The organism is Streptomyces aureus (genome assembly GCF_001418135.1).
In the GTDB taxonomy this organism is placed as follows: Bacteria; Actinomycetota; Actinomycetes; order Streptomycetales; family Streptomycetaceae; genus Streptomyces; species Streptomyces aureus_A.
Genome location: NZ_LIPQ01000095.1, coordinates 8029 through 8230 on the forward strand (window position 1 = coordinate 8029; position 202 = coordinate 8230).

General features: G+C 74.3%; 1 protein-coding gene. It reads right to left on the reverse strand.

Going from position 1 to position 202, the window contains the following annotated elements:
• Positions 1 to 202: ATP-binding cassette domain-containing protein (locus tag AOK00_RS36365; RefSeq protein ID WP_159041721.1), on the reverse strand; the 202-nt coding region annotated here is incomplete at both ends.

The following is a 202-nucleotide window of genomic DNA, read 5'->3' on the forward strand; positions in this document are numbered from 1 at the left end:
GGCCCGCGATGGCCTTCAGGAGGGTGGATTTCCCAGATCCGTTCGAACCGATCAGGCCAATTGCCTCGCCCCGGTACGCGACGAAGCTGACGCCCTTCACGGCGTGGACCCGGCGGCCGGCCGGCCGTTTCCCGCCGCGCCGGAGCATCCGGCTCAGCGCGGCCGTCGCGGCACCCCGGCCGCCGGTGCCGCCGCCGTTGAC